Annotated in this window: 19 protein-coding genes and 1 tRNA gene; 11 read left to right on the top strand and 9 right to left on the bottom strand. The window is 56.7% G+C overall.

What is annotated here, in order from left to right:
* The first annotated feature begins 25 nt into the window (after window positions 1-25).
* Window positions 26-1339, top strand: a complete 1314-nt coding sequence (locus tag ACDI13_RS13550; protein ID WP_316989193.1) for a short-chain fatty acid transporter — start codon at window positions 26-28, stop codon at window positions 1337-1339.
* Window positions 1340-1652: 313 nt separating this feature from the next.
* On the opposite strand, the gene ACDI13_RS13545 is transcribed toward ACDI13_RS13550, so the two are convergent.
* The 6 genes from ACDI13_RS13545 to ACDI13_RS13520 form a co-directional block, all read right to left on the bottom strand.
* Window positions 1653-1727: transfer RNA gene (locus tag ACDI13_RS13545), tRNA-Val, on the bottom strand.
* A gap of 95 nt (window positions 1728-1822) precedes the next feature.
* A complete protein-coding gene (gene dnaQ, locus ACDI13_RS13540; protein ID WP_316989194.1) occupies window positions 1823-2548 on the bottom strand; it encodes a DNA polymerase III subunit epsilon in 726 nt (241 codons plus the stop codon).
* A gap of 86 nt (window positions 2549-2634) precedes the next feature.
* The gene (locus ACDI13_RS13535; protein ID WP_316989195.1) at window positions 2635-5712 is read right to left on the bottom strand and encodes an efflux RND transporter permease subunit; all 3078 of its coding nucleotides are present in this window, start codon (window positions 5710-5712) and stop codon (window positions 2635-2637) included.
* Window positions 5713-5721: 9 nt separating this feature from the next.
* Complete coding sequence (locus ACDI13_RS13530; protein ID WP_316989196.1) at window positions 5722-6768, bottom strand: efflux RND transporter periplasmic adaptor subunit; 1047 nt, start codon at window positions 6766-6768, stop codon at window positions 5722-5724.
* 99 nt (window positions 6769-6867) lie between these two features.
* Entirely contained in the window at window positions 6868-7311 is a 444-nt protein-coding gene (gene rnhA / locus ACDI13_RS13525) for a ribonuclease HI (RefSeq protein WP_316989197.1), read from the bottom strand.
* Window positions 7308-8069, bottom strand: a complete 762-nt coding sequence (locus ACDI13_RS13520; protein ID WP_316989198.1) for a methyltransferase domain-containing protein — start codon at window positions 8067-8069, stop codon at window positions 7308-7310. Before ACDI13_RS13520 ends, rnhA begins: the two co-directional genes overlap by 4 nt.
* 23 nt (window positions 8070-8092) lie before the next feature.
* Between ACDI13_RS13520 and gloB the strand changes: the two genes are divergently transcribed.
* Genes gloB through fabI form a run of 3 tightly spaced genes read left to right on the top strand, consistent with a single transcriptional unit; the run spans window position 8093 to window position 11141 of the window.
* A complete protein-coding gene (gene gloB / locus ACDI13_RS13515) occupies window positions 8093-8902 on the top strand; it encodes a hydroxyacylglutathione hydrolase (protein ID WP_372373127.1) in 810 nt (269 codons plus the stop codon).
* A gap of 10 nt (window positions 8903-8912) precedes the next feature.
* Window positions 8913-10322: a transglycosylase SLT domain-containing protein gene (locus ACDI13_RS13510; RefSeq protein ID WP_372372478.1), complete on the top strand. Its 1410-nt coding sequence runs from the start codon at window positions 8913-8915 to the stop codon at window positions 10320-10322.
* 33 nt (window positions 10323-10355) lie between these two features.
* Window positions 10356-11141: an enoyl-ACP reductase FabI gene (gene fabI / locus ACDI13_RS13505; protein WP_108728595.1), complete on the top strand. Its 786-nt coding sequence runs from the start codon at window positions 10356-10358 to the stop codon at window positions 11139-11141.
* A 196-nt stretch (window positions 11142-11337) separates the two neighbouring features.
* On the opposite strand, the gene ACDI13_RS13500 is transcribed toward fabI, so the two are convergent.
* A complete protein-coding gene (locus ACDI13_RS13500; protein ID WP_316989201.1) occupies window positions 11338-12678 on the bottom strand; it encodes a sigma-54 dependent transcriptional regulator in 1341 nt (446 codons plus the stop codon).
* A gap of 2 nt (window positions 12679-12680) precedes the next feature.
* On the bottom strand, window positions 12681-14537 hold the full coding sequence (locus ACDI13_RS13495; RefSeq protein ID WP_316989202.1) for an ATP-binding protein: 1857 nt from the start codon (window positions 14535-14537) through the stop codon (window positions 12681-12683).
* A gap of 267 nt (window positions 14538-14804) precedes the next feature.
* Here ACDI13_RS13495 and ACDI13_RS13490 point away from each other — a divergent pair, with 267 nt between their 5' ends.
* The 5 genes from ACDI13_RS13490 to ACDI13_RS13470 all read left to right on the top strand — a co-directional run bounded on the left by ACDI13_RS13490 (window position 14805) and on the right by ACDI13_RS13470 (window position 21897).
* Window positions 14805-16196: a dicarboxylate/amino acid:cation symporter gene (locus ACDI13_RS13490; protein ID WP_316989203.1), complete on the top strand. Its 1392-nt coding sequence runs from the start codon at window positions 14805-14807 to the stop codon at window positions 16194-16196.
* Window positions 16197-16398: 202 nt separating this feature from the next.
* Complete coding sequence (locus ACDI13_RS13485; protein WP_316989204.1) at window positions 16399-17010, top strand: TetR/AcrR family transcriptional regulator; 612 nt, start codon at window positions 16399-16401, stop codon at window positions 17008-17010.
* 54 nt (window positions 17011-17064) lie between these two features.
* On the top strand, window positions 17065-18150 hold the full coding sequence (locus tag ACDI13_RS13480; RefSeq protein ID WP_316989205.1) for an efflux RND transporter periplasmic adaptor subunit: 1086 nt from the start codon (window positions 17065-17067) through the stop codon (window positions 18148-18150).
* Window positions 18147-21218: an efflux RND transporter permease subunit gene (locus tag ACDI13_RS13475; protein ID WP_316989206.1), complete on the top strand. Its 3072-nt coding sequence runs from the start codon at window positions 18147-18149 to the stop codon at window positions 21216-21218. The genes ACDI13_RS13480 and ACDI13_RS13475 overlap by 4 nt, the downstream gene beginning before the upstream one ends.
* Before the next feature lie 196 nt (window positions 21219-21414).
* Entirely contained in the window at window positions 21415-21897 is a 483-nt protein-coding gene (locus tag ACDI13_RS13470; protein WP_316989207.1) for a DUF3293 domain-containing protein, read from the top strand.
* Here ACDI13_RS13470 and ACDI13_RS13465 read toward each other — a convergent pair.
* Window positions 21874-22296 (bottom strand): acyl-CoA thioesterase, encoded by a 423-nt coding sequence (locus tag ACDI13_RS13465; RefSeq protein WP_316989208.1) that lies wholly within the window; start codon window positions 22294-22296, stop codon window positions 21874-21876. The two genes, ACDI13_RS13470 and ACDI13_RS13465, sit on opposite strands and share 24 nt — an antisense overlap.
* 288 nt (window positions 22297-22584) lie before the next feature.
* Here ACDI13_RS13465 and bioB point away from each other — a divergent pair, with 288 nt between their 5' ends.
* Window positions 22585-23601: a biotin synthase BioB gene (gene bioB / locus ACDI13_RS13460; protein ID WP_316989209.1), complete on the top strand. Its 1017-nt coding sequence runs from the start codon at window positions 22585-22587 to the stop codon at window positions 23599-23601.
* A 1-nt stretch (window position 23602) separates the two neighbouring features.
* Window positions 23603-24454: an EamA/RhaT family transporter gene (locus ACDI13_RS13455; protein WP_316989210.1), complete on the top strand. Its 852-nt coding sequence runs from the start codon at window positions 23603-23605 to the stop codon at window positions 24452-24454.
* Window positions 24455-24585: the final 131 nt, after the last annotated feature.

Genomic DNA, 24585 nt, shown 5'->3' with positions numbered 1-24585 from the left:
GCGCAAATCCACAGGAGCACAATGTATGTTTAAAGCCATGACGCGCGGCTCGGTCCGCCTGGTTGAACGCTATCTACCCGATCCGTATATTTTCGTCATCCTGCTCACACTGATTGCCGGTATTGCCGCCATGGCATTTGAGCAACGCTCTCCCATGGAGGTCATCCAGTTTTGGGGGAATGGCTTTTGGGGCCTGCTGACCTTCGCCATGCAAATGCTGCTGGTCTTGCTGACCGGTCACATGCTGGCCAGCACCCCTTTGGTAAAAAGCTGGTTGCGTGCTCTGGCCTCCTTGGCCCGTTCGGCGGGTTCGGCCATTATCCTGGTCACCTTGGTCTCGCTCGCCGCTAGCTGGATCAACTGGGGTTTCGGGCTGGTGGTCGGTGCCCTGTTCGCCAAAGAGCTGGCCCGCCAGGTCCGTGTAGACTACCGCTTGCTGGTTGCCAGTGCCTACTCGGGCTTTCTGGTCTGGCACGGTGGCCTGGCCGGGTCAGTGCCCTTGACTATCGCTACCTCGGGACACTTTTCCGAGGGCAAAATCGGCATCATCAGCACCTCAGACACCATCTTCGCCTTCTTTAACCTGGCCATTGTGATCGCCCTGTTTATCCTGGTGCCGCTGGTCAACCGCTTGATGCTACCCAGCGACAAGGAAAGCATCTATGTCGACCCCAAGCTCTTGGAAGAGGCACCGGACGACGTCAACCAATCCACAGATCGTCCTGCGGACCGTCTGGAAAACAGCCGCCTGATTTCCATTGTGATTGGTGTGGCAGGCCTGGCCTACCTGTTTGACTACTACGCGCTGCGTGGTGCGAGCCTGAACCTGAACGTGATCAACTTCACCTTCCTGATTCTGGCCATCTTGCTGCACGGAACCCCCCGCCGTCTGCTGAAAAGTCTGAACGAGGCCATTCGCGGCGGGGCCGGAATTGTGATCCAGTTCCCTTTTTACGCGGGCATCATGGCCATCATGATCGACTCCGGTCTGGCGACCAGCCTGTCCGAGTGGCTGGTGTCCTTTGCCACTGCCACTACCCTGCCTTTCTGGACCTTCTTGAGCGCCGGTCTGGTCAATATTTTTGTACCTTCGGGCGGCGGACAATGGGCCGTTCAAAGCCCGGTTGTCATTGCCGCTACCCAGGCGCTGGATGCCGATATCGCGCGCACGGCCATGGCCGTTGCCTGGGGTGACGCCTGGACCAATATGCTGCAGCCATTCTGGGCCTTGCCCGTACTGGCCATTGCCGGTCTGAAAGCCAAAGACATCATGGGCTTTTGCCTGATTCAATTGATTGTCTCGGGTATCGTCATCTCAGTTGGTTTGATCTGGGTGTAAAAGGCAGGCAAGAGACAGGGCGATGCCTTTAGTGGCATCACCATTTCCCTAGCCATAAAAAACGCCCAATGAGTATTCATTGGGCGTTTTGCAATCAGCAATCAGCAATCAGCAATCAGCAATCAGCAATCAGCAATCAGCAATCAGCAATCAACGGGAGAATGGCTATTCCGTTTTAAGTTCCCCTCGGCTTGTGCATTTCCTCGATGCCTGCATAGGTTCTGGTCGTTCTCAACACAAACACAGGACGCGAGTAAACCGCCCAAGATGAAGGCAATAAATAAACAACTGGGGAAATATAGGAAGGGAGAGATGGTGGGCGGTACAAGGTTCGAACTTGTGACTTCCACCGTGTGAAGGTGGCACTCTACCACTGAGTTAACCGCCCGAAGCTTTTAAGAACTGCAAAAGCTGCGAAGAAAAAAACTATAGCATGGCCCTGCTCGATTTACAAGATCAGGGCCGGCTGTTTTTCCTGAACAGTTACTCTGCTGCTGGATTGAGCATCTCGCGCCACATGGGCGGCTTCTTGTTCTGTTTTTCCAACACGTCCATGTATTTCTCGTGCTCGGCCTGATCAGCTTCGGACGCACGCAACACTTTGAGCACACTGGGATCAAACTTGCCCAGGCTCAAATCGTTGCCATCACCACCTTGACCATCAGACTCGTCAAAGTCCATCAACAACGCGTCCTGCCCCCGCGTCATGGCCAGCCAGACGTCGGCCAACAATTCCGAGTCCAGCAAAGCGCCGTGCAAGGTACGGTGAGAGTTGGAAATACCGTAGCGTTCGCACAAGGCATCCAAAGAGTTGCGCTTGCCAGGGTGCATTTCCCGCGCCACCAGCAAGGAGTCAGTAATGCTGTCGCAGTATTGCGAGAACGGTCCCTTGCCTACCTTCTGCAATTCAGCGTCCAGAAAGCGGGTATCAAAGGAGGCATTATGAATAATGACTTCCGCGCCCTGCACAAAATCCAGCACCTGATCGACCACATCCTTGAAACGTGGATGGCCGGCCAGAAACTCCGTGGTCAGACCATGAATGGCCAAAGCCTCGGGATCAGAGTCCCTATCCGGGTTCAGATACAAGTGCAGATGGCGGCCCGTCAATTTACGGTTGAACAACTCGACCCCACCCACTTCAACAATTCGGTGCCCCTCGCGTGGCTCCAGACCGGTGGTTTCAGTATCCAGAATAATTTGACGCATTCACTTTCCCTACAAATTCAATCACGGTCACGGCCTTCAACAAAGTAGCTGTATGACCAGCTTCCCCGGAGACCAGAACCACAGGTTCAGACAGAGGCCTGGGGCTTGTCAATCAATTCCAGTTGCTTGTCCTGCCCTTCTTGCTTGCCTGCAATCAGCGTGTAGGCCACGGGCACCACAAACAAGGTCAGCAAGGTACCCAGGGACAAGCCGCCTACCAGCACCCAGCCAATTTGCTGGCGGGATTCGGCACCTGCCCCGGAGGCGTAGGCCAGCGGCAAAACACCCAGTACCATGGCACCGGTTGTCATCAAGATGGGACGCAGGCGCATCTCGCAAGCGCGCACCACGGCATTGTACAAACTAGCCCCCGCTTCGCGTTGTTGGGTGGCAAATTCCACAATCAAGATACCGTGTTTGGTAATCAGCCCCACCAGAGTAATCAAACCAATCTGACTATAAATGGACAGGGTTCCGCCCGACAGCCACAGAGCCAGCAAAGCGCCCGTCATGGACAAAGGCACAGACAGCATGATAATGAGCGGATTGCGCCAGCTTTCAAACTGCGCGGCCAGCACCAAATAAATAAAGGCCAATGCCATCAGGAACACGACATAAATGCTGCCCGAGGAGTCCCGGAACTCGCGTGACTGGCCGTCCAAGTCCGTCTGCACGGTTTCAGGCAAGGTCTTGCGCGCCACCTCATTCATGTGTTCAAGCACTTCACCCAGAGCGTAGCCGGGAGCCACTGAGGCTTCCACGATCACAGCCCGCAAACGGTTGAAATGGTTCAGTGATTGCGGTGACACGCTTTCGCGCACTTTCAGGAAGTTGGAAGCCTGCACCATGCCACCGTCCTGGGTACGCACGTAAATATCCAGAATATTTTGCGGACTGGAACGAGCCTGTTTATCCACCTGCACAATCACATCGTATTGTTCGCCGTCGCTCTGGTAGCGTGTGACCTGACGCCCACCCAGCATGGATTCCAGCGTGCGGCCTACGGCATCCACCGAGACGCCGGTGTCAGCCAGCTTGTCGCGGTCTACATCAATACGGATTTCTGGCGTGTTCAAACGCAAGTCCGTATCCACATTCAACAGCCCTGGATAGTCTCGCAACTCAGCCAGAAAACTGTCCACGATCTTGGCCAACTCCGGATAAGGAGCCTGGCTCATGATCACAAACTCCACCGGCTTGGAGGTCGCGCGCTGCCCCAGGGAGGGCGGATTGGTAGGAAAGGCACGCGCACCAGGAATGGCCGAGAAATGCGGCTGCAGCTCACGTGCAATGGACTGCTGGTTACGTGTGCGCTCTTCCCACGGCTTCAAACGCAGAATCGCAAAGGAATCGGTCACGGTTGGGAAACCAATAATGGACTGGTAGCCTTCGGTCTCCGGTATGCCGCGATACAGCTCCTCCACCCGCTCCACATTGTGCAAGGTGTAATCCAGCGTGGCGCCTTCAGGCGAATTCACAATTCCAAAAATCACCCCCCGGTCTTCAATCGGAGCCAGTTCGCTTTTGATGACCGTAAACAGCAACGCACTGCTTGCGGCAACGGCCACACCGATCAACAAGACCAGCCAGCGCCAGCGTAAGGCACGAATCAAGACACGACGATAGCCACGCGTCAGCCAGACAAGGAAGTTCTCGATACTCTGGCTGACACGGCCCACTTTGGCGCTGTGCGGACGCAACATGCGCGAGCACATCATGGGGGTCAAGGTCAGGGCCACAAAACCGGACACCAGCACAGCAGCCGCCAAGGTCAGGGCAAACTCGATAAACAATCGCCCGGTCCGGCCTGTAGCAAAAGCCAGTGGTGCATACACCGCCACCAGGGTCAGCGTCATGGCAATCACCGCAAAGGCAATTTCACGCACGCCCAAAAAGGCTGCCTGCATGGCGGTTTTGCCTTCCTCAATATGGCGATATACGTTCTCCAGCACCACAATCGCATCGTCCACTACCAGGCCAATCGCCAGCACCATGGCCAACAAAGTCAGCGTATTGATTGAAAAGCCCAACATGTACATGATGGCAAAAGCCCCGATCAGGGAGATCGGAATCGTCACAATAGGGATGAGGCTGGCACGGAAACTGCGCAGGAAAAACACGATTACCAACACCACCAGCAAGATAGCTTCGGCAATGGTGGTGTAGACCGAATCAATGGATTTTTGAATGAAGATGGAGCTGTCGTAAGACACGGTCAGCTTCATATTGCCCGGCAAACTTTCGTTGATGCGCTCCACCTCGGCACGCACCGCCTTGGATAAATCCAGCGGGTTGGCAGTGGACTGCTTGGTCACACCAATGTTCAAACTGTTTTGCCCATTAAAGCGGGCCAGTACCCGTTCTTCGGCAGGTCCAATACGCACTTGAGCAATGTCGGAGATACGCACCGGATAACCGGCGGCCTGGCTGATGATGATGTCGCGAAACTCCTCGGGCGTTTCCAGGTCGGTGGAGGACACCACGGAGAACTCACGCGCATCGGACTCGATGCGGCCAGCCGGAATCAGCACGTTTTGTTTACGCAACGCATCTTCCACGTCCTGCACGGTCAACTGATAGGCCCCCAATCGGGTGCGATCCAGGTCGATCCGCATGGCAGGCAGGCGCTCGCCAAATACGCGCACTTCTGCTGCTCCGGGCAAAACAGACAAGCGCGTTTTGATATAACGCTTAATGTAGTCCGAGGCCTCCAGCATGCTGTAGTCCCCAGTATCCACACCGACATAGATGATCGGGGTGGAGTCTGCCTCCACCTTATTGATAATGGGCTCGTCCACCTCATCGGGCAGGAAACGTCGGGCACGCGACACCTTGTCACGCACATCCGCAGCAGCCGCATCGGGGGCCCGGTCCAGATTGAATTTAATGTTGATCAGGCTACGTTCGGAACGACTGCGTGAAGTCATTACGTTCACGCCCTCGATCCCGGACAACTGATCCTCCAGCGGCTTGGTCACCTGGGACTCGATCACCTCCGGCGAGGCCCCTTTATAGTTGGTGATGACAGACACCACCGGCTCATCAATAGCGGGGTATTCACGTACGGTCAGGCGTTCATAGGAAATGAAACCAACCAGCACAATCACCAACGACAGAACCGTGGCAAAAACTGGGCGACGGATACACAGATCAGAAAGAACCATGACTGTGCCCTAGCTCTGCGGCTGCGTTTGGACGTCGATCACTTCCTGAATATCGACCGGCACGCCATCACGCACCTTTTGCAATCCGGCTACCAGCACATTGTCGCCGGCTTTCAGATCACCGATTACGTGCACCCAACCTTGTTCGCGAACCCCAATCTGCACCTGTCGACGCTCTGCCCGGCCATCTTTCACAATATAGATATACTGATCCTGCCCTGAAGGAGCCAAGGCGGTTTCCGGCACCATCAAGGCTTGGTAGCGCGACAGCTCCAGGCGCACGCGGCTGAACAAACCAGGGCGCAAGACGCCATCTTCATTGGGCACCTGCGCGCGTAACAAAATCGAACGGCCCGCCGTATCCACTGCTGGGCTGACTGCCAGAACCGAACCATGACGGGTTTGGCCCTGAAGCGCATCAAAGCGCAGCTCGACCGGCATGCCAGCCTTCACATCGGCCAGATATTGTTCAGGGATACGGAAGTCCACGTTCAAGGTAGAAACCGCTTCGATCTGCACCAGATCTGTGCCCGGCCCAACATAATCGCCCACCGATACATTACGTAGTCCGGTAACGCCATCGAACGGAGCACGGATTCGGGTCTTGTCCAGTTGCACTCGTGCCAATTGCACTTGCGCCTGTTGAACGGCCAAACGGCTGCCGGACTCATCTTTGGCCTGCTGGCTGATAAAACCCTGGCGGCTTAGCTGCGCAGAACGATTGTGCTGACTATGGGCCAGATTCAAATTTGCCTGTGCCTGATTCAATTGCGCCTGCGCCATGGCCGGGTCCAATTGAATCAAGAGCTGGCCTTTCTTGATAGGCTGACCTTCTTCAAAACTGATCGCTGAAATACGACCACTGATCTCGGGTCGCAGCATGACGGATTCCCTGGCTACCAGGGTTCCCACCGCCGCCACATCACGAATCAACTCACTTTGCCGCACGGGTAGCACTTGCACCCGGGTAGCGTCAGACTGTGCCCAACTGGATGTACCACTGAGCAACAGTACAAGGAGCAGAACAAATATCGCGGGGCGCAGCGTGGAAATCATGGGCGGCTTTTCCTGACCGGCCAAGCCGGTGAAGCAATCTGACAAAATATGACGGGTGGCTAATAGTACTATCAGCGGGCTAAAAATCTGCCCAAGATCTTATAACTGCCTGGCTATTTCCACGCCTTCGTTGGCCAACTGATCCGCCCGCTCATTACCGGGGTCTCCTGCATGACCACGTACCCATAACCAGGTCAACTCATGCCTGGCTGCCTGCTGCTCCAGCTCCTGCCACAGATCGGCATTTTTAACGGGTTTTTTATCTGCGGTACGCCAGCCACGCGCTTTCCAGCCAGGTAGCCATTCGTTCATGCCCTTTTGTACGTATTGCGAATCAGTATGGACCCGCACCTGACATGGACGCTTCAAGGCCTTGAGTGCCTCGATCACAGCCATCAGCTCCATACGATTATTGGTGGTATCGACCTCGCCCCCACAAATGGCTTTTTCTCGCCCGCCATGGCGCAGCAACGCGCCCCATCCCCCCAAACCCGGATTGCCCTTGCAGGCGCCATCGGTCCAAATATCAACAACATCTGTCATGTCTTGCTTATTCCTTCATCAGCAGCGCGTCCTGCCACCACGATAGGCCGACGTACACGCCGACGGTTTTTCTTCCACTTGGGCCCGACCAGGCGCAAGGCAGGCGTGCGTTTGACCGCACTGATCATATAGACGGCCCCCGCAAAGCTCCACCAGCGCGCTCCGCTTTGCTCCACCCAGCGCCAGCGATCCAGCCAAACCTGTTGACGGCACAAGGGCGCATAACAACCCATCTGCGTACTTTGTACATCAAAAGACAAGAGCTTCAACCAGTCGCGCAAACGCGAGGGAGACATCAGATCCTTCGGCAATGTCGGCGTGCCCCGCTCCAGGCCCGGAATCCAGTCATGGGCACCCCACAGACTTAAAGGGTTGAAACCCGTCAGGAGAATGCGTCCTTCTGGCACTAGAACACGCTCGGCCTCTCGCAACACCTGGTGCGGGTCGCTGGCGCTTTCCAATGTATGGGGCAGGATTAAAAGATCAATGCTTTGTGTGTCAAAAGGCAGATGCTCGGGCTGGGCATACACCAGGTTTTTCTGTTGAGCGGGCAAAACGCCCGCCTGGGCCGTGCATACCTTACAAGAGATGCGGCTCTGTGCCAGGAGGTCCCAATGCGGCAATCCAATTTGTATGGCATGATACCCGAAGGTGTTGAGCACCTCCGCATCGATTGCGGCTTGTTCCCAAGCCCGCACATATCGCCCCGGTACGGTTTCCAACCACTGGGCAAATTGATCATTCAAAGTCTGCTCCACTGGCGCTTTCTCCCTCTACCATGATGAATGCATTTACCTGGCCTGTGCCAAGCGATGTTCGCCTGATTCCACTACCGGCCCTGAACGACAACTATATATGGGCCTTAAGTCGACATGGTCACGCCCTGGTGGTTGACCCCGGCCAGGCCGCTCCGGTTCTGGATTGGCTGGAACGCGAGTCCTTACAACTGGATGCCATTTTACTGACACACCACCATGGTGACCATGTGGGTGGTGTCAAAGATATCCTGGCTAAGCATCCGGCCCGCGTGTGGGGCCCAGCCCACGAGCCTCTACCCGCCTGTGATGTCCGTGTCGGCCAGTCCGACAAGGTCGAATTACCGACTCTGGAACTGACACTGGAGGTCCTGGACATCCCCGGCCATACCGCCGGGCACGTTGCGTACTTTGGTCAAAATGAGGTAAAACAGCCCTTTGTTTTCTGTGGTGATACCCTGTTTGCTGCGGGTTGTGGACGTCTCTTTGAAGGCACCCCGGCACAAATGACGGATTCCCTGGGCAAGTTGGCGAAACTGCCATCGGACACCCTGATCTGCTGTGCGCACGAGTACACTTTATCCAATTTACGTTGGGCTCTACAGGTAGAGCCAGACAATTCCCAACTGCACCAACGTTGGGAGCAGGATACCCTCAAGCGTCAGCAAAATTTGCCTACGGTGCCCTCCACCTTGAAAACAGAATTGGCTACCAATCCCTTTCTGCGTTGCGAGACGACTGCTGTTATTCAGGCTGCCGAGCACCATGCTGCCCAATCCTTGAATAATCCTGTCGAGGTATTTGCCAGCCTGCGCGACTGGAAAAACAATTTCTAAAGATTCCGCAATGAACCTAATGAGACTTTTTGCGCTGCTATGCGCTTTCGTGCTGGCTGGCTGCGCCACAGGCCCCAAGGTCAGCCCACAAAAAGCCGCCAAGACCTCCACCAGCATTGCCGCCGATACGTCTCGCACCATTGATCTGACCCACCCGCCCAAAGATGCGTGGGATCGGATGCGCCGGGGCTTTTCCATCCCCAACCTGCATTCCGATCTGGTGGATCACTGGACCAATTACTACGCTTCGCACCCCGAGTCCATCCGCACCATGAGCCAGCGCGCCTCGCGCTATCTGTATCACATCATGGATGAACTTGATGCCCGCGGTCTGCCTTCCGAACTGGCCTTGCTGCCGTTTGTGGAAAGTGCCTATAACCCGGTCGCCTATTCGCGCGCTCATGCCGCAGGCCTGTGGCAATTCATCCCCAGCACCGGCACACAGTACAAGCTGGAGCAGAACTGGTGGGTAGACCAGCGCCGCGACCCAGTCGAATCCACCCGCGCTGCCTTGGACTACCTGTCTTACCTGTACGAATTCCAGGGCGACTGGTATTTGGCTCTGGCTTCCTACAATTGGGGGGAAGGCTCCGTGCGCCGCGCCATGGAACGCAACGAACAGGCTGACCTGGGCGTTGACTACTTATCTCTGAAGATGCCGGACGAAACGCGCAATTACGTCCCCAAACTGCAAGCAATCAAGAATATTGTGGCTAACCCGGAGCGTTACGGCATCACCTTGCCCCCGGTCAGCAACACGCCATATTTCACCGCTGTGCGCAAGAACAAGGACATTGACGTTGCCCTGGCAGCCGAGCTGGCTGAAATCTCTGTGGACGAATTCAAGGCCTTGAATGCCGCTCACAATCGCCCCACCATCCCGGCAGATCGCGGCACCTTGCTGCTGCCGGCCAACAAGGTTGATATCTTCAATGCCAATCTGGCCGCCTATCAGGGCAAGCTCAGCAACTGGAAAGCCTACCAGTCCAAGCGTGGCGAAAGCTACCTGTCCATTGCCCAGCGCCACGGCATTACCCTGTCGCAACTGCGCTCCATCAATGGTTTAAGCCGCAAGAGCACCAAAGCCGTCGCTCAGACGCTGCTGGTTCCCAGCACCACCTTGGGTGAAGGCAGCCTGCAACTGGCTTCCCTGACCAACACACCGGCCGCGCCGGTGGCGCAAAGTACACGCCGAGCTCGGACGCAAACGGCCAGCGTCAACCGCAAGAATGACACCGTTGTTTTGCGTCGCAGCGCCAACGTGCGTACCCATACCGTTCGACGGGGCGATACACTCTACGCCTTGGCCAAACGGTACGACACGTCGGTGGCTGAACTGCGACGCCTGAACAATATCAAAGGCAGCACTCTTTCCAGGGGGACGCGTTTGCGTGTTCCCGGTTCCAATATTCGTGGCTAAGTCCACCCACTAATTACATAAAGGATTTTCAGCATGGGTTTCCTGCAAGGAAAACGCATCCTGGTTACAGGCGTCCTCTCGAATCGCTCCATTGCTTACGGGATTGCGCAAGCATGTCGCCAACAAGGTGCTGATATTGCTCTGACTTATGTGGGCGAGCGTTTTAAAGAACGCGTTGAAGGCTTTGCCCAAGAACTCGGCACGGATATCGTCCTGCCCTGTGACGTGTCCGAAGACGATCAGATCGAACAAGCCATGGCCTCGCTGGGCGAACGCTGGGATGGTCTGGACGGTCTGGTGCACTCCATCGGCTTTGCGCCTCGTGAAGCCATTGCAGGCAACTTCCTGGAAGGTCTGTCGCGCGAATCGTTCCGTGTTGCTCACGATATTTCCGCCTACAGCTTCCCCGCGTTGGCCAAGGCTGCTCTGCCCTTGCTCAAAGGCCGCAAGAGCTCGGTGCTGACCCTGACTTACCTGGGCGCTGAAAAAGCCATCCCCAACTACAACACCATGGGCGTGGCCAAAGCCGCCTTGGAAGCCTCCGTGCGCTACCTGGCTGTGGCGCTGGGCGAGTACGGCATTCGTGCCAACGCCATCTCGGCCGGTCCCATCAAAACCCTGGCTGCCAGCGGCATCAAGGATTTCTCCACTATCCTGAAATTCGTTGAGACGCACGCTCCCTTGCAGCGCAACGTCACTATCGAAGAAGTGGGCAATGTGGCCTCCTTCCTGATGTCCGAATTGGCCAGCGGTATCACGGGCGAGATCACGCACGTTGACGCCGGCTTTAACTGCATCGTTCCGGGTATGCAGGAATAAGGCTTCACGCCTTGATAGCAATAAAAAATAGCGGCCTTGGCCGCTATTTTTATTGCTTACGTACTTTTGCAAACCCTACGCAGCTTGCTGTGTGTCGCTGAGAGTAAAACCCAAACTGGGTCAGCTCAAGCAAGGCCCACCCAAACACCGCCAAACCCGACAAGACAGGCGGAAAATCCTCTGAAGCGCGCAGGATTCAATCCCCCTGCCCGCCCTCTTGCACAAAATCGCTACGCAAAATGCCATGTCGCTGCAGCTTGTCGTAAAAGGTTTTGCGCGGAATACGCAGATCCTGCAAAGTCGCCTTGATGTCACCGCGATGGCGCGCCAAGGCCTGACGTATCTGCTGTGACTCGAACTGCTCCATGCGGGCAGGCAAACTCAAATCCTCGCCGTCCAGTCCCTTGATATCCGGATGCTGCACGCCCAGCACTTCACGTTGCGCAAAATGGGCCAGCTCACGCACATTACCCGGCCAGTGATGCGACTGCATATAGGCCAGACTGCGTGCATCGGGCATCTTCTGGGGCATGCCGTATTTCTTGGCTGCCAAGGCTGCAAAGTGGGCAAACAGCATCGGGATGTCCTCCTTGCGCTCCCGTAGGGGTGGCAGACGCAAGGTGACTACATTGAGCCGGTAATACAAATCTGCACGAAAGTTCGCACGCTGGGCAGGATCGGACAAATCCACCTTGCTGGCGGCCACCACGCGAATATCCACCGGATGCTCTTCGTTGGAACCTAAAGGAGTGACGCAACGGGTTTCCAGCACACGCAGCAAGCGCACCTGCGCAATCATGGGCATGCTTTCAATCTCATCCAAAAAGAGTGTTCCTCGATGCGCATGTTCAACACTGCCCACGCGTCTGCGCTGCGCACCAGTGAAAGCCCCGGCTTCATGACCGAACAGCTCGCTCTCAATAATGGTTTCGGGCAAGGCGCCACAGTTCAGCGCCACAAAACGATGCTGGGCTCGGGCGCTCCAGCGGTGCAGCAACATGGCCACCACTTCCTTGCCTGTGCCAGTCTCCCCTTCCACCAGCACGTCCACATCGGACTGAGCCAGATGCCGCAAGGTGCTGCGCAAATTGACCATGACCTCTGAATTGCCCAATAGCGCCGGGCCTTGGCCGTCCTCGTCCAGTTCTTCGCGCAAGGCACGGTTTTGCAGAACCAGGCTGCGCTGCATGGCGGCATGGCGTATCACCGTCAGTAAGCGTTCGGCCTGGTAAGGCTTGGTCAGAAAATCAAAGGCGCCATCGCGCATGGCTTGCACGGCCATATCAATATCCCCGTGGCCGGTAATCAGCACAACGGGCTGCTCCGGATCGCGTGCATGCAAAGCCTGCATCAGCGCCAATCCATCCATACCCGGCATGCGAATATCCGTTACCACCACGCCGGGATAGTCCTTGGGCAGGCGGCTCAGGGCCTCCTGCCCGCTGGCACAGGCCACCACCTTCAGACCCGCCAGTTCCAGACTTTGCACGACCGCAGCACGCAGATCCGCATCATCATCGACAAATGCGACTTCCATTCTTATCTCTCTCCCTGGTCCAGCTTGCTATCGGCATTGCGCAGCACGATATGAAATGTGGCTCCCCCCAGGCGCGAAGGCCCCTCTTCCAAACGGCCACCCAGAGCCGCAACAATATCGTGCGCGATCACCAGCCCCAAGCCCAGGCCTTGCCGACGGCTGGAACTAAAGGGCGTAAACAGGCGTTGGCGGATGTCCGGACTCAGGCCGGGGCCGTTGTCGGAAACCACAATACGCACATGCTCCTGCTCATTCATGACTTCAATACGAATACGCCCCTGACGGCTCCCTTCCAGAGCATCAAGCGCATTACGCAGTAAATTCACCAGAACCTGTTCCAGACGTACCGGCAACGCCCAGACACGCACAGATTCGTTCACCCCTTCCAACTCCAGATCCACCCCTTGAGCCCGTGCCCGATGCTCCAGCAGTTGCCAGGCACTGTCCACGGCCGAACGTACCTGTACCGGGCCTTCCTGCTCTTGCGGCTTGCGGGCGTAATGACACAACTGGGAGGTGATACTGCCAATGCGCTGGGTCAGCGTCTGGATGCGGGTCAGGTTCTGACGCGCTGTTTCCGTCTGGCCCTGATCCAGCAAACGCAAGGTGTTGTCGGCGTAGACCTCAATCGCCGCCACGGGTTGGTTGATCTCGTGCGCGACACCGGCCGTCACCTGCCCCAGAAAGGACAGCTTCTCGGCCTGCTCCAATTGTTCACGCAGATCGCGCGCACGCGAGCGGGCTTCTTGCAAAGCCTGCATCTCCCGCTCCAGACGACGACGCGCCACCTGGAGCTGGGCCGTGCGGGACTCGACCGCTTCTTCCAGGGCATCACGGAGTAACTCCTGGCGTGCCTGAGCTTCGCGTCGCTGTTGATTGCGTTGCAGCGCCAGTGCCGCCAGAACCAGCGCCGCGCATAGCAGCCCCATCACCATCAAACGAGATTGAACCGCCTGCGTCTGCAAGGCGGCATCCATAGGGGCCATCGCATGCAAAGTCCAATCGCTGCCGACGACCGGCTGCTGCACATGCAAGAAACGCTCCTGCCCCAGTTTCCAGAAAGAGGCCCGTTCGCCAGAGTCCGACATACTCAAACCCACCGGCTTCAACGGCTCATTACCAAACTGCTGGCTGGCCCGAAGCTTGGCCAAATGCTCGGGTGCTGCTTGATCCAGACTATGCAGGCGCCAGCCCGGTTCACCGCTTAACAAGATCACCCCGTTTGGATCGCTGACAAACATGCGATCTCCATAGCCTTCCCATTCTTTTTCCAGCAGATCAAACTCCAGCTTGATCACGACCACGCCCACAGGCTTGCCGTCCTGACCCTGCACCATGCGGGAGATATACAAACCTGCCTTGCCGCTGGACGTCCCCAAGGCAAAGTATTCAGCGTGTCCCTGCTCCAGGGCTTTAGTGAAGTAAGGTCGAAAGCCGTAATGATTGCCCACAAAGCTATCGGACGCCTGCCAGTTGCTGGACACCAAGGTCTGCGAATGAATGTCCAGCAAATACAGAACGGGGGCACCCGTATCTTCGGCTAGCTGTTCAAACTTGCGGTTCAGCGCCTGGGCATCACCATAAGCAGGATTACCCATCAAATACTGGCGCAGAGCCTCGTCCTGCGCCAAAGCAAAGGACAAGGTGCGGAACTTGTCACGAATTGTCCTGATCCAGCCTGCATTCCCACGCATCAAGGAATCCAGCCGCTGTTCGCTTTGTGCCAGCAGGCGGGCCGTCCCCAAATCGGCTGAACGCCAGAAGGCAAACAGCCCCAGCACCACAGCCAGGCTCAATAACAGCAACCACTCCAGCCTGAAACGCCGCCGCATGTCCGAAGAAACTGGATTGGAGTTCATGAAATCCGTGCGAAATTTCGCCAAAAAAAATAATGACCGTGCGGATTTTCGCACACATCAACAACTAACGGGAAAGTCTTTCGCCTGCAAGCCGCTTATTTGCTGACTTCCTCATTGAACACAGATTGGCACGGATGTTGCTTTAGTCATGAGCTTATGGGCCGGAACAAGGATTCCGGCGAGCGTAAACCGCCTGCCTACACACAACTCCAAGCAGGCCACCCGCCGACTGCCTGGTCGGCTACATCAAGTCACGGAGACGACATCATGATGGATATAAGCACAGGAGACCGTCCGGTACCGCAAATCATCAAAATCAAGTGGTATCGGATTTTGTACGTGCAGGTCATCATCGCCATCACTATCGGGATTTTGCTGGGCCATTTCTACCCCTCGCTGGGCGAGAGCATGAAGCCTTTGGGCGATGCTTTCATCAAGCTGGTCAAAATGATTATTGCGCCCGTCATTTTCCTGACGGTAGCCACCGGCATTGCCGCCATGACAGACCTGCAAAAAGTGGGCCGTGTGGTGGGCAAGGCCATGATTTATTTTCTGACCTTCTCCACACTGGCCCTGATTGTCGGTTTGGTGGTCAGCAATATCGTGCAGCCCGGCAGTGGCATGCATATTGATCCGAGCACGCTGGACCCCAGCTCCATTCAGGGATACGTGCAACAAGCCCATGACAGCACGTTGACGGGCTTTTTAATGAACATCATCCCGGCCACCCTGATCAGCCCCTTTACCGGCGGCGACATCTTGCAAGTGTTGTTTGTGGCGATCCTGTTTGGCATTGCCTTGGCAGCGGTAGGTGATCACGGCAAACCCGTGCTGAAGCTGCTGCAAGCCTTGATGACACCTATTTTCAAACTGGTGTCCATCCTGATGAAAGCCGCTCCTATCGGGGCCTTTGGGGCCATCTCCTTCACCATTGGCAAGTACGGAATTGAATCCGTTTCCAGCCTGGCCCTACTGGTGATTACCTTCTACGTCACCTCCGTCCTCTTTGTGCTGATCATTCTGGGGGCGGTGGCCCGCTATAACGGCTTTTCCATCACCAAGCTGATTCGCTACATCCGTGAAGAGCTGCTCCTGGTATTGGGCACCAGTTCGTCCGAGGCAGCCTTGCCAACCCTGATGCAGAAGATGGAACGTGCCGGGTGTGCCAAGTCGGTCGTGGGACTGGTTGTCCCTACCGGCTACTCCTTCAATCTGGACGGCACCAATATCTACATGACCATGGCAGCCCTGTTCATCGCCCAGGCTTGTGATATTTCACTGACCTTGCAGCAGCAGGTTCTGCTCTTGCTGGTTGCCATGCTCAGCTCCAAAGGGGCAGCCGGTGTGACCGGCGCTGGCTTCATTACGCTGGCCGCTACGCTGTCGGTAGTGCCGGCGGTACCGATTGCCGGTATGACCCTGATCCTGGGTATTGACCGCTTCATGTCCGAATGCCGTGCCCTGACCAATCTGGTGGGCAATGCCGTTGCCACCATTGTGGTTGCCCGCTGGGAAGGCGAACTCGATGCCGATCAGCTCAACAGCGCCATGAATGGTGAGTTGCCGCCGCTGGATACCAGCGTCACCTTGCATCAACATAGTGAGGTGGGGATTCCCGCACAAGAGGCCAGCGAGCCACGCGCTACTGCTACAGCCTGATCTGGGCACGTAAAAAGAAAGAGGCCGGTTTTCAATTGAAAACCGGCCTTTCTTGCTTGAACGGCTGGCTTGGTTGCTCCGCCAAGTACCAACTTCTACTCATCAAACAGCCAGTTCCTGGCCTCAAATACTCAATTATCTTGCCCCCAAGACCCAAGAAAGTTAATGTATTGCGTTATCGTTACTTCAACATTCAACGTCTATGCCAGCCAGCACCTTGGGTCAACGTGGTCCAACCGAGCATCATCGCCGCGAGCAGATCATTGAGCAAGCCAATACGCACTTCCGGCTCTACGGGTATCGCAAAACCTCGGTTGCCAGCCTGGCCAAATCCATAGGCGTATCCAGCGCCTATCTCTATCGTTTTTTCGATTCCAAACAGGCCATCGGCCAAGCAATTTGCCATTCCGTGCTCAATGGCATGCACGTGCAATTGCAGCAAATTGTTGAGGGCGATTTGCCCCCTATTGAACGCCTGCGCCATTTCATTGAGACTGCCTGCAATCTAAGCCTGGAGCTATTCTTGCGGGAAGGCCGCATGCAAGAAGTGGTGATCGAGGCGCTGCAAAACAACTGGGCAACAGTGGACCAGCACAGAGAGGATTTGCTGACCCAGATTACCGCACTGGTACGTGCAGGTCGTGAAAGCGGCGACTTTGAGCGTCGCACCCCTCTGGACGAGGTGGTTCACGGCATCTTGTTTGCCTTGACCGCCTGCCTGCACCCCGTCTTGCTGGAAATACACCCACCGGAAAAAACACGTCAAGGCTTGACGGTGGTCACCCAGCTTATTTTGCGCAGCCTGATGCCCTGAACATCAAACCCAAAGTTACAGTTTATCCAACTCTTTACTTACCCGGAGTCCTGCATGGCTCTTTCCCGCTCTCTTCGCCCCGTCTTGAGTTTGTCCGCTGCCCTGATACTGATGGGTTGCAGCCAGCCGACACAAGAAGCCGACCCTCGCACCCAGGCTCCGTTGGTGATTCAAAGTGTTGTTGCGCCCAAGGCCGATCAGCAGCGACGTTTCCTGGGCTTGGTCAGCGCGCGAATCGAGAGCCCGCTGGCATTTCGGGTAGGCGGCAAGATTGAGACGCGCCAGGTCCAGAACGGCGAGCGGGTAAAGAAAGGCCAACTCTTGATGACACTGGACCCAAAAGACCTGCAACTGGATCACCGCGCGCGTCTGGCGGCTGTGCAAGCGGCTCAGGCGCAGGCCGAACAAGCCCAGTCGGATTACAAGCGTCTGTCCCTGCTGGTGGATCAAGGCGGTGTCTCCCGTCAGGCTCACGAGCAAAGCAGGCAAGCATTCCGCAGTGCCCAGGCGAACTTGAAGTCAGCACAAGCACAGGCTGACATCGCCCGCAATGCCAAGCAATACAGTTCCCTGAAGGCAGAGGCCAGTGGCATCATTACCGCCCAACTGGCTGATGTCGGCCAGGTTGTCAGCCCGGGGCAAGCGGTGCTGCGCCTGGCCCAGGACGGCCCACGTGATGTCATCGTCAGTTTGCCTGAACAATGGGATCTTCCACTTGGCACCCGCGCCACGATCGAGCTGACTGACTCCCAGGAAAGCCTGCCCGCCCAACTGCGCGAATTGGCCCAATCGTCTGACCCCACCACTCGCAGCTATCAGGCCCGCTTTTCCTTCGAGGGCGAGAATGTCACCGCAAGACTGGGCTCCAGCGCCATCGTGCATTTGACTCCTCCGGATGCAGACGCCTTGAATCAGGTGCCGCTGACCGCCATTTACGATGCGGGCAAAGGCCCCGGCGTGTGGGTCATTGATGATCAGGAAACCGTGCACTGGCAACCTGTGACGATTGCCAAACTGGCCCAGGAACACGCTTACCTGTCCCAAGGCCCAGAGGCTGGTACGCCCATCGTGGCCTTGGGTGCGAACCTTTTGCATGAAGGCCAGGCAGTTCGTCCAGAACCACGCGAGGCCAAGCCATGACAGGCCGCTTCAATCTTTCTGCGCTGGCCGTGCGCGAACGGGCCATCACGCTATTCCTGATTATTGCCCTGGCAGCCTCTGGCATTTACTCCTTCGTGAAGCTGGGACGAGCCGAAGACCCGGCTTTTACCGTGAAAGTGCTGACGGTCACCGCCATGTGGCCCGGAGCCACCGCCCAGGAAATGCAGGATCTGGTGGCCGAACCCATGGAAAAGCGCATGCAGGAACTGCGCTGGTTTGACAGGGTAGAGACGGTCACCCGCCCTGGCACGGCCCTGATGGTCGTGACCCTGAAAGACACCATGCCGCCCGCAGACGTACAAAGCGAGTTCTATCAATTACGCAAAAAACTGCAAGATCAGGCTCCACGCCTACCCAAAGGTGTACAAGGACCGTTTGTGAACGATGAGTACTCAGACGTGTCCTTCAGCCTGTTTGCGCTGCAAGCCCCTGGTTTGCCGCCGCGCCTGCTGACTCGCGAGGCCGAGAAGGTACGCAGCCAGCTATTGCAAGTTCCCGGCGTCAAGAAGGTCAATATTCTGGGCGAACAAAGCGAGCGCATCTTTATCGATCTGGACGAGGCCAAGCTGCACAATCTGCAACTCAATCCTCAACAGATTCTGGAAGCCTTGTCCAAGCGCAGCGCCATGACAGCCAGTGGTGCCGTCAGCACCGATGGGCCGCGCATTCATCTGCGTCTCAGTGCCGGGCTGGATGATGTAGAGGCCATCCGCAACACCTACATCTATGTGCAAGGCCACACGCTACGACTGGGGGATATCGCCACTGTCAGCCGGGGTTACGAAGACCCGCCCAGCTTCGAGATTCACCACAACGCCGAATTTGCCATGCTGCTGGATGTGGTGATGCAAGAGGGCTACAACGGCCTGTATCTGGGCAAGGATCTGGAAAAGGCACGGGAAGATATTGCCGCTGCCCTGCCTCTGGGTTTCTCGCTGGAGACCGTGACCAACCAGTCGGTGAACATTGCCTCCGCCGTGGGCGAGTTCATGTTCAAGTTCTTTGCTGCACTCAGCGTCGTACTGCTGGTGTGTCTGATCAGCATGGGCTGGCGGGTCGGGATTGTGGTGGCAGCAGCCGTCCCCCTGACGCTGGCCATGGTATTTGTCATCATGATGATGACGGGCAAGGTGTTTGACCGGGTGACGCTGGGCGCGCTGATTATCTCGCTGGGCCTGCTGGTGGACGATGCCATTATTGCGATCGAGATCATGATCGTGAAAATGGAGGAAGGCATGGACCGCCTGAAAGCCGCTGCCTATGCCTGGAACCATACGGCGGCCCCCATGTTGTCCGGCACACTGGTGACGATCATCGGCTTTCTGCCGGTGGGCTTTGCCCGTTCCTCTGCCGGGGAGTACGCCGGCAATATATTCTGGATTCTGGCCGCTGCCCTGCTGACCTCCTGGCTGGTTGCCGTCGCGTTCACTCCCTACATGGGCGTGAAACTGCTGCCCGCCATTCCTGCCCGTCCGGGTGGCCACCAAGCCATTTACGACACCCCCAACTACAAGCGTCTGCGCCGCATGATTGCCTGGTCGGTACACCACAAGTTTCTGGTGGCCGGGATCGTGGTGGCTGCATTCGTATTGGCGGTTGTGGGCATGGGGTTCGTCAAACAACAGTTCTTCCCGACATCCGACCGGCCCGAGCTGCTGGTAGAAGTGCAGTTGCCCGAAGGCAGCAGTATTCAGTCCACGCAAGCCGTTACTCGCAAGGTCGAGAGCTGGCTGCGCGAGCAGCCCGAAACCAAGCTGGTAACCAGCTATACCGGGCAAGGTGCTCCGCGCTTTTTCCTGTCCTACAACCCCGAACTGCCTGACCCTTCCTTTGCTCGTCTGGTGGTGCTGACCGCCGATTATCACGACCGCGACGCTCTGCTGCAACGCTTCCGCCAGGTCGTGGCCGATGGTTTGACCCCTGAAGCACGAGTGCGCGCAACGCAACTGGTGTTCGGCCCCTCGACCAAATACCCCGTGGAGTTTCTGGTGCGCGGCCCCGACCTGGACACGCTACGCGATATTTCCGAGCAGGCCATGACGATTATGCGTGCCGACAAGGACATGCGTCAGGTGAACGTGGATTGGGGTTCGCGTGTGCCAGTCTTGAAGCTGGATGTAGACCCGCAACGTCTGCAAGCCCTGGGCCTGAATCGCCAGAGTCTGGCAGAACAAATCCAGTTGCAACTGGACGGCGCAACGGTTGCGGAGTACCGCGAGGACTTGCGTAATGTGCTGGTTGTGGCGCGCAGCTCGGCTATCAACCGCCATGATCCAACCCGTCTGTCCGGTCTGACCGTCATGAATGACCAGGGCCAGAACCTGCCCCTGGAGCAAGTCGGCAAGCTGGAAATCATGCAGGAAGAACCCAAGCTGGCGCGTCGCAACCGCCTGCCCACCATGACAGTGCGGGGGGATATTGCGCCACACGTGCAACCGGCAGAAGTGGCCAATCGGGTCATGAAGGAGTTTGCCTCCTTGCAAGCTTCCCTGCCCCCTGGCTACCTGATCGAGATGAGCGGCATTACCGCCGAGGCCAAGAAGTCCAACGACGCATTACTGCCCGTCTTCCCAGTCATGATTGCCTTGATGCTGCTGGTTATCGTGGTTCAGGTGCGCTCGCTCTCGAACATGATCATGGTGTTCCTGACCGCCCCCTTGGGCCTGATTGGCAGCGTGCCTGCCTTGCTGATTTTCCAGCAACCCTTTGGCTTTACCGCGATTTTGGGGCTGATTGGCCTGGCAGGGATTTTGATGCGCAATACCTTGATTCTGATTGAACAAATCAAGACCAACCGGGCCGAAGGCGCATCCCCCTACGATGCCGTGATTGAAGCGACCGTGCAGCGTGCCCGCCCCGTTATTTTGACGGCGCTGGCCGCGGTACTGGCCTTCATCCCCTTGTCCTTCTCCGTGTTCTGGGGCTCCATGGCCCTGACACTGATCGGCGGCACGGCCATTGGCACCATCCTGACGCTCTTGTTCTTGCCCAGCTTGTACTCGATCTGGAATCGAATCCAGGATCCACGCGTCTCATCACTTGCTTGAAGGCTGAAACTGTGTAAATAATGAATACATGGTTTACACCTCTCTCCCACGCGCGTCTGGCAGGAAGCCTGCCAGACACCGCTCCTTCCACAAAAAGGAGCGTTTTTTGCCTGGGGACGGAGCCCTGTGAGGAAAAAACCAGGTATCCCAATGCCGGTCTTGTGGATCCGGAGAACAGAACGACGCCAGTTAGCTTATGTCCACATCGAACAACCTGCCCACCGCCCTGTCTCACGCTTTCGAGAAGGCAATTTACCGAATCCACAGCCCCCAGGGCGATATAGACGTACGCATCGGCCGGCTCAACCGCACTCTGAATCAAATATTGGAACAAGAAAACAGCCATGGCGCGGCGATTTTGACCGCCTGCAATCCAGGCGCACACATTTGTAGCCGCGCGTTTAACGATGCCGTTCAGGAAACCCTGCTACGCAGTTTGCAAAAACAGAACCTTCATTGGTGGCCCGCCGTGAACCTGGATCCCAAAGGAAAATGGCCGGATGAACCCAGCTTGCTGGTGCTGGACATCAGTCTAGAGCAAGCGCGCTGGCAAGCACGCCTGTTCAAGCAATTGGCTTTTGTCTATATACCCGTCAATGGCAAGCCAGAACTGCGCTATGTGCAGCAGCGCCTGCCCGTCGCTAAGCAGGCTGATTTACACAGCCCCGCTCCCTTCTAGACGCTGACGAAAACCCTCGGCAATGACAGATCCTTTCAGCCTCCCTTCCGGCAAGACCTGTGCCCAGGCGCGCCACTCGTGGCCGGTTGCGACCAGCACACCATCCATATTGAAGACTTGATACTCAAGCTTGAAGCGCCGCTCCAGCCATTGCGCCACCTGCACACAAACGCGGATCTCGCGGTCATAGGTAACGGGGGCACGGAAGTTGGCACCGACATCCACCAAAGGGGTGACTGCATCGTATTCTTGTCGCAAGACACGCTGGCTTAAACCGACTTGCCGCAACCACGCCTGATACGTGCAATCAAACCAGTAAAAATAATTGGGATAGAAAACAATCCCGGCTTCATCGCAATCACCCCATTCCACCATGATGCGGCGCTCGAACACGTGCATGCTTATCCTTTCGCAAAATCGTCTGCCAGTTTACCTCGGATAAAAAGGTAGAGGCCACGGTAATCAGGTACTGAACCAGCGTCGGAAATATTTTGCAAACATTAACCAGGAAACAGTTTGTATCGCACCCATGTGCGGAAATTAAACGAAATTAGCAACAATTTCGCCCAACTATCGCCGAAATAAACCCCTTGACGGCAAAAACCTTCACTATCCGACAGGCCCTGGAGTCGTCTTTCACTGGCAGAGAACCTAGCATAGCCGCGTCACTGAATAAGGTAGCCTGCCATGTCTGTAAATAACCCCGCACCCTGGACGATTCGTCGCATCATGGAGCTTTACGAGCTGCCCTTTATGGATCTCGTATTCCAGGCGCAAAGCGTACATAGACAGCACCACCCGGCCAATCAAATCCAGCTCTCCAGCCTGCTGTCCATCAAAACTGGCGCCTGTCCCGAAGATTGCTCCTACTGCCCGCAATCCTCCAAATACCAGACCGAGCTGGAACCCGAACCTTTGATGCCTCTGGAACAGGTACTGGAAGCGGCCCGCGCGGCCCAGGCACAGGGCGCGCAGCGGTTCTGCATGGGTGCTGCCTGGCGCTCCCCGACAGAAAAACAATTGGACCAGGTCATTGATATGGTCAGCGCCGTCAAAGCGATGGGACTGGAAACCTGTGTCACCCTGGGCATGCTCAAAGACGGTCAGGCCCAGCGCCTGAAAGATGCCGGTCTGGACTACTACAACCACAATCTGGACACCTCTCCCGAGTTCTATGGCCAGATCATCAGCACGCGTACTTACCAAGACCGCCTGGACACGCTGGAGCGCGTACGTGCCGCCGGTTTGAACAGTTGTTGCGGCGGAATCATTGGCATGGGCGAAAGCCGTCGCGAGCGTGCTGGCCTGCTGGCTCAACTGGCCAATATGCGCCCCTACCCCGAGTCCGTGCCCATCAACCAATTGGTGAAAGTGCCGGGCACCCCGCTGGACCAGGTTGATGATCTGGACCCCTTCGAGTTTGTACGCACGATTGCCATTGCGCGTATCCTGATGCCCACCAGTGCCGTGCGCCTGTCGGCGGGTCGTGAAACCATGGATGACAGCACCCAAGCCCTGTGCTTTATGGCGGGAGCCAATTCCATTTTCTATGGCGAGCAGTTGCTGACCACTGGCAACCCACAGTTTGTGGCGGACCAGGAGCTGTTTGCCCGTCTGCAACTGGAAGCCGCCAAAACGACGCTGTCCGAACCCCCTTTGTCTTTGGAACAAACCCGTCCACGCGCGATGGTCGAGGCCCTCTAATATGCTCACTCTGATCGCCAGCATTCTGTGCAGTGTCGCGGTTTCCATTCTGCTCAAAGTGGCTCGCCAGCGGCAGATCGATGTCGCCCAGGCCATCATGGTCAACTACGGCGTGGCAGTGACCTTGAGTCTGGTGCTGCTGCAACCGCATCCCAGCAGCCTGCTGAACCCCGCCACACCCTGGTGGATTCTGATTGCCTTGGGTGTGCTCTTGCCCAGCGTGTTTCTGTTCATGGCGGCGGCAGTACGGCAAGCCGGGATTGTGTTGAGCGATGCTGCCCAGCGCCTGTCCCTGTTCATTCCCTTGCTGGCGGCCTTTCTTTTGTTTGGCGAGCACCTGGCTGGCCAGAAACTGCTGGGCATCGCCCTGGCCCTGATCGCCTTGCTGTGCCTGCTGATACGTCCACGGCAGGCCAGTAGCCAGGAAGCAGGCTCCGGTCATCCTGCCCTGATGCTACTGGCTGTCTGGCTGGGCTATGGCGTGATCGACATCATGTTCAAGCAGCTCTCCAAAGCTGGCGCCGCTTTCTCCAGCAGTCTGGTGGTGTCCTTCTCACTGGCCGGTGCGCTGATGCTGTGCTGGCTGCTGGCCAAACGCACCCACTGGCACAAAGGCAGCCTCTTGGCCGGTCTGGTACTGGGTTTGCTGAACTTCGGGAATATTTTCTTTTATATTCGCGCCCACCAGATCTTCCCGGAAAACCCTACCCTGGTGTTTTCGGCCATGAATATTGGTGTCATTGCCCTGGGGGCCATCATTGGTGCGGGATTTTTCAAAGAAAAACTCAGTGCGCTCAATATGCTGGGGATTGCACTGGCAATTGGCGCTATCGTGGCCCTGATCCCGCGTTAAGCCCAAAACACGGCCGGGCCGTATCTATTCGCCCACATAGTGCAGCGCGGCAGCAGGATATTCTGGCTGGCAAGATTGAGCTTGAAGCTGAATTTAACGGACCTGAATTCCAGATTTAACTTTTGAGCAGC

Source organism: Alcaligenes faecalis (assembly GCF_041521385.1).
GTDB lineage: Bacteria > Pseudomonadota > Gammaproteobacteria > Burkholderiales > Burkholderiaceae_B > Alcaligenes > Alcaligenes faecalis_E.
Note: the sequence above shows the minus strand (reverse complement) of the source record. Positions and strands in the feature narration are given on the sequence as shown.

What these genes read in the sequence shown, in the direction of transcription:
- ACDI13_RS13550 (WP_316989193.1), top strand. Translation starts at nt 26, where the DNA reads ATGTTTAAAGCCATGACGCGCGGCTCGGTCCGCCTGGTTGAACGCTAT.
- dnaQ (WP_316989194.1), bottom strand. Translation starts at nt 2,548, where the DNA reads ATGCGTCAAATTATTCTGGATACTGAAACCACCGGTCTGGAGCCACGC.
- ACDI13_RS13535 (WP_316989195.1), bottom strand. Translation starts at nt 5,712, where the DNA reads ATGGTTCTTTCTGATCTGTGTATCCGTCGCCCAGTTTTTGCCACGGTT.
- ACDI13_RS13530 (WP_316989196.1), bottom strand. Translation starts at nt 6,768, where the DNA reads ATGATTTCCACGCTGCGCCCCGCGATATTTGTTCTGCTCCTTGTACTG.
- rnhA (WP_316989197.1), bottom strand. Translation starts at nt 7,311, where the DNA reads ATGACAGATGTTGTTGATATTTGGACCGATGGCGCCTGCAAGGGCAAT.
- gloB (WP_372373127.1), top strand. Translation starts at nt 8,093, where the DNA reads ATGAATGCATTTACCTGGCCTGTGCCAAGCGATGTTCGCCTGATTCCA.
- ACDI13_RS13510 (WP_372372478.1), top strand. Translation starts at nt 8,913, where the DNA reads ATGAACCTAATGAGACTTTTTGCGCTGCTATGCGCTTTCGTGCTGGCT.
- fabI (WP_108728595.1), top strand. Translation starts at nt 10,356, where the DNA reads ATGGGTTTCCTGCAAGGAAAACGCATCCTGGTTACAGGCGTCCTCTCG.
- ACDI13_RS13500 (WP_316989201.1), bottom strand. Translation starts at nt 12,678, where the DNA reads ATGGAAGTCGCATTTGTCGATGATGATGCGGATCTGCGTGCTGCGGTC.
- ACDI13_RS13495 (WP_316989202.1), bottom strand. Translation starts at nt 14,537, where the DNA reads ATGAACTCCAATCCAGTTTCTTCGGACATGCGGCGGCGTTTCAGGCTG.
- ACDI13_RS13490 (WP_316989203.1), top strand. Translation starts at nt 14,805, where the DNA reads ATGATGGATATAAGCACAGGAGACCGTCCGGTACCGCAAATCATCAAA.
- ACDI13_RS13485 (WP_316989204.1), top strand. Translation starts at nt 16,399, where the DNA reads ATGCCAGCCAGCACCTTGGGTCAACGTGGTCCAACCGAGCATCATCGC.
- ACDI13_RS13480 (WP_316989205.1), top strand. Translation starts at nt 17,065, where the DNA reads ATGGCTCTTTCCCGCTCTCTTCGCCCCGTCTTGAGTTTGTCCGCTGCC.
- ACDI13_RS13475 (WP_316989206.1), top strand. Translation starts at nt 18,147, where the DNA reads ATGACAGGCCGCTTCAATCTTTCTGCGCTGGCCGTGCGCGAACGGGCC.
- ACDI13_RS13470 (WP_316989207.1), top strand. Translation starts at nt 21,415, where the DNA reads ATGTCCACATCGAACAACCTGCCCACCGCCCTGTCTCACGCTTTCGAG.
- ACDI13_RS13465 (WP_316989208.1), bottom strand. Translation starts at nt 22,296, where the DNA reads ATGCACGTGTTCGAGCGCCGCATCATGGTGGAATGGGGTGATTGCGAT.
- bioB (WP_316989209.1), top strand. Translation starts at nt 22,585, where the DNA reads ATGTCTGTAAATAACCCCGCACCCTGGACGATTCGTCGCATCATGGAG.
- ACDI13_RS13455 (WP_316989210.1), top strand. Translation starts at nt 23,603, where the DNA reads ATGCTCACTCTGATCGCCAGCATTCTGTGCAGTGTCGCGGTTTCCATT.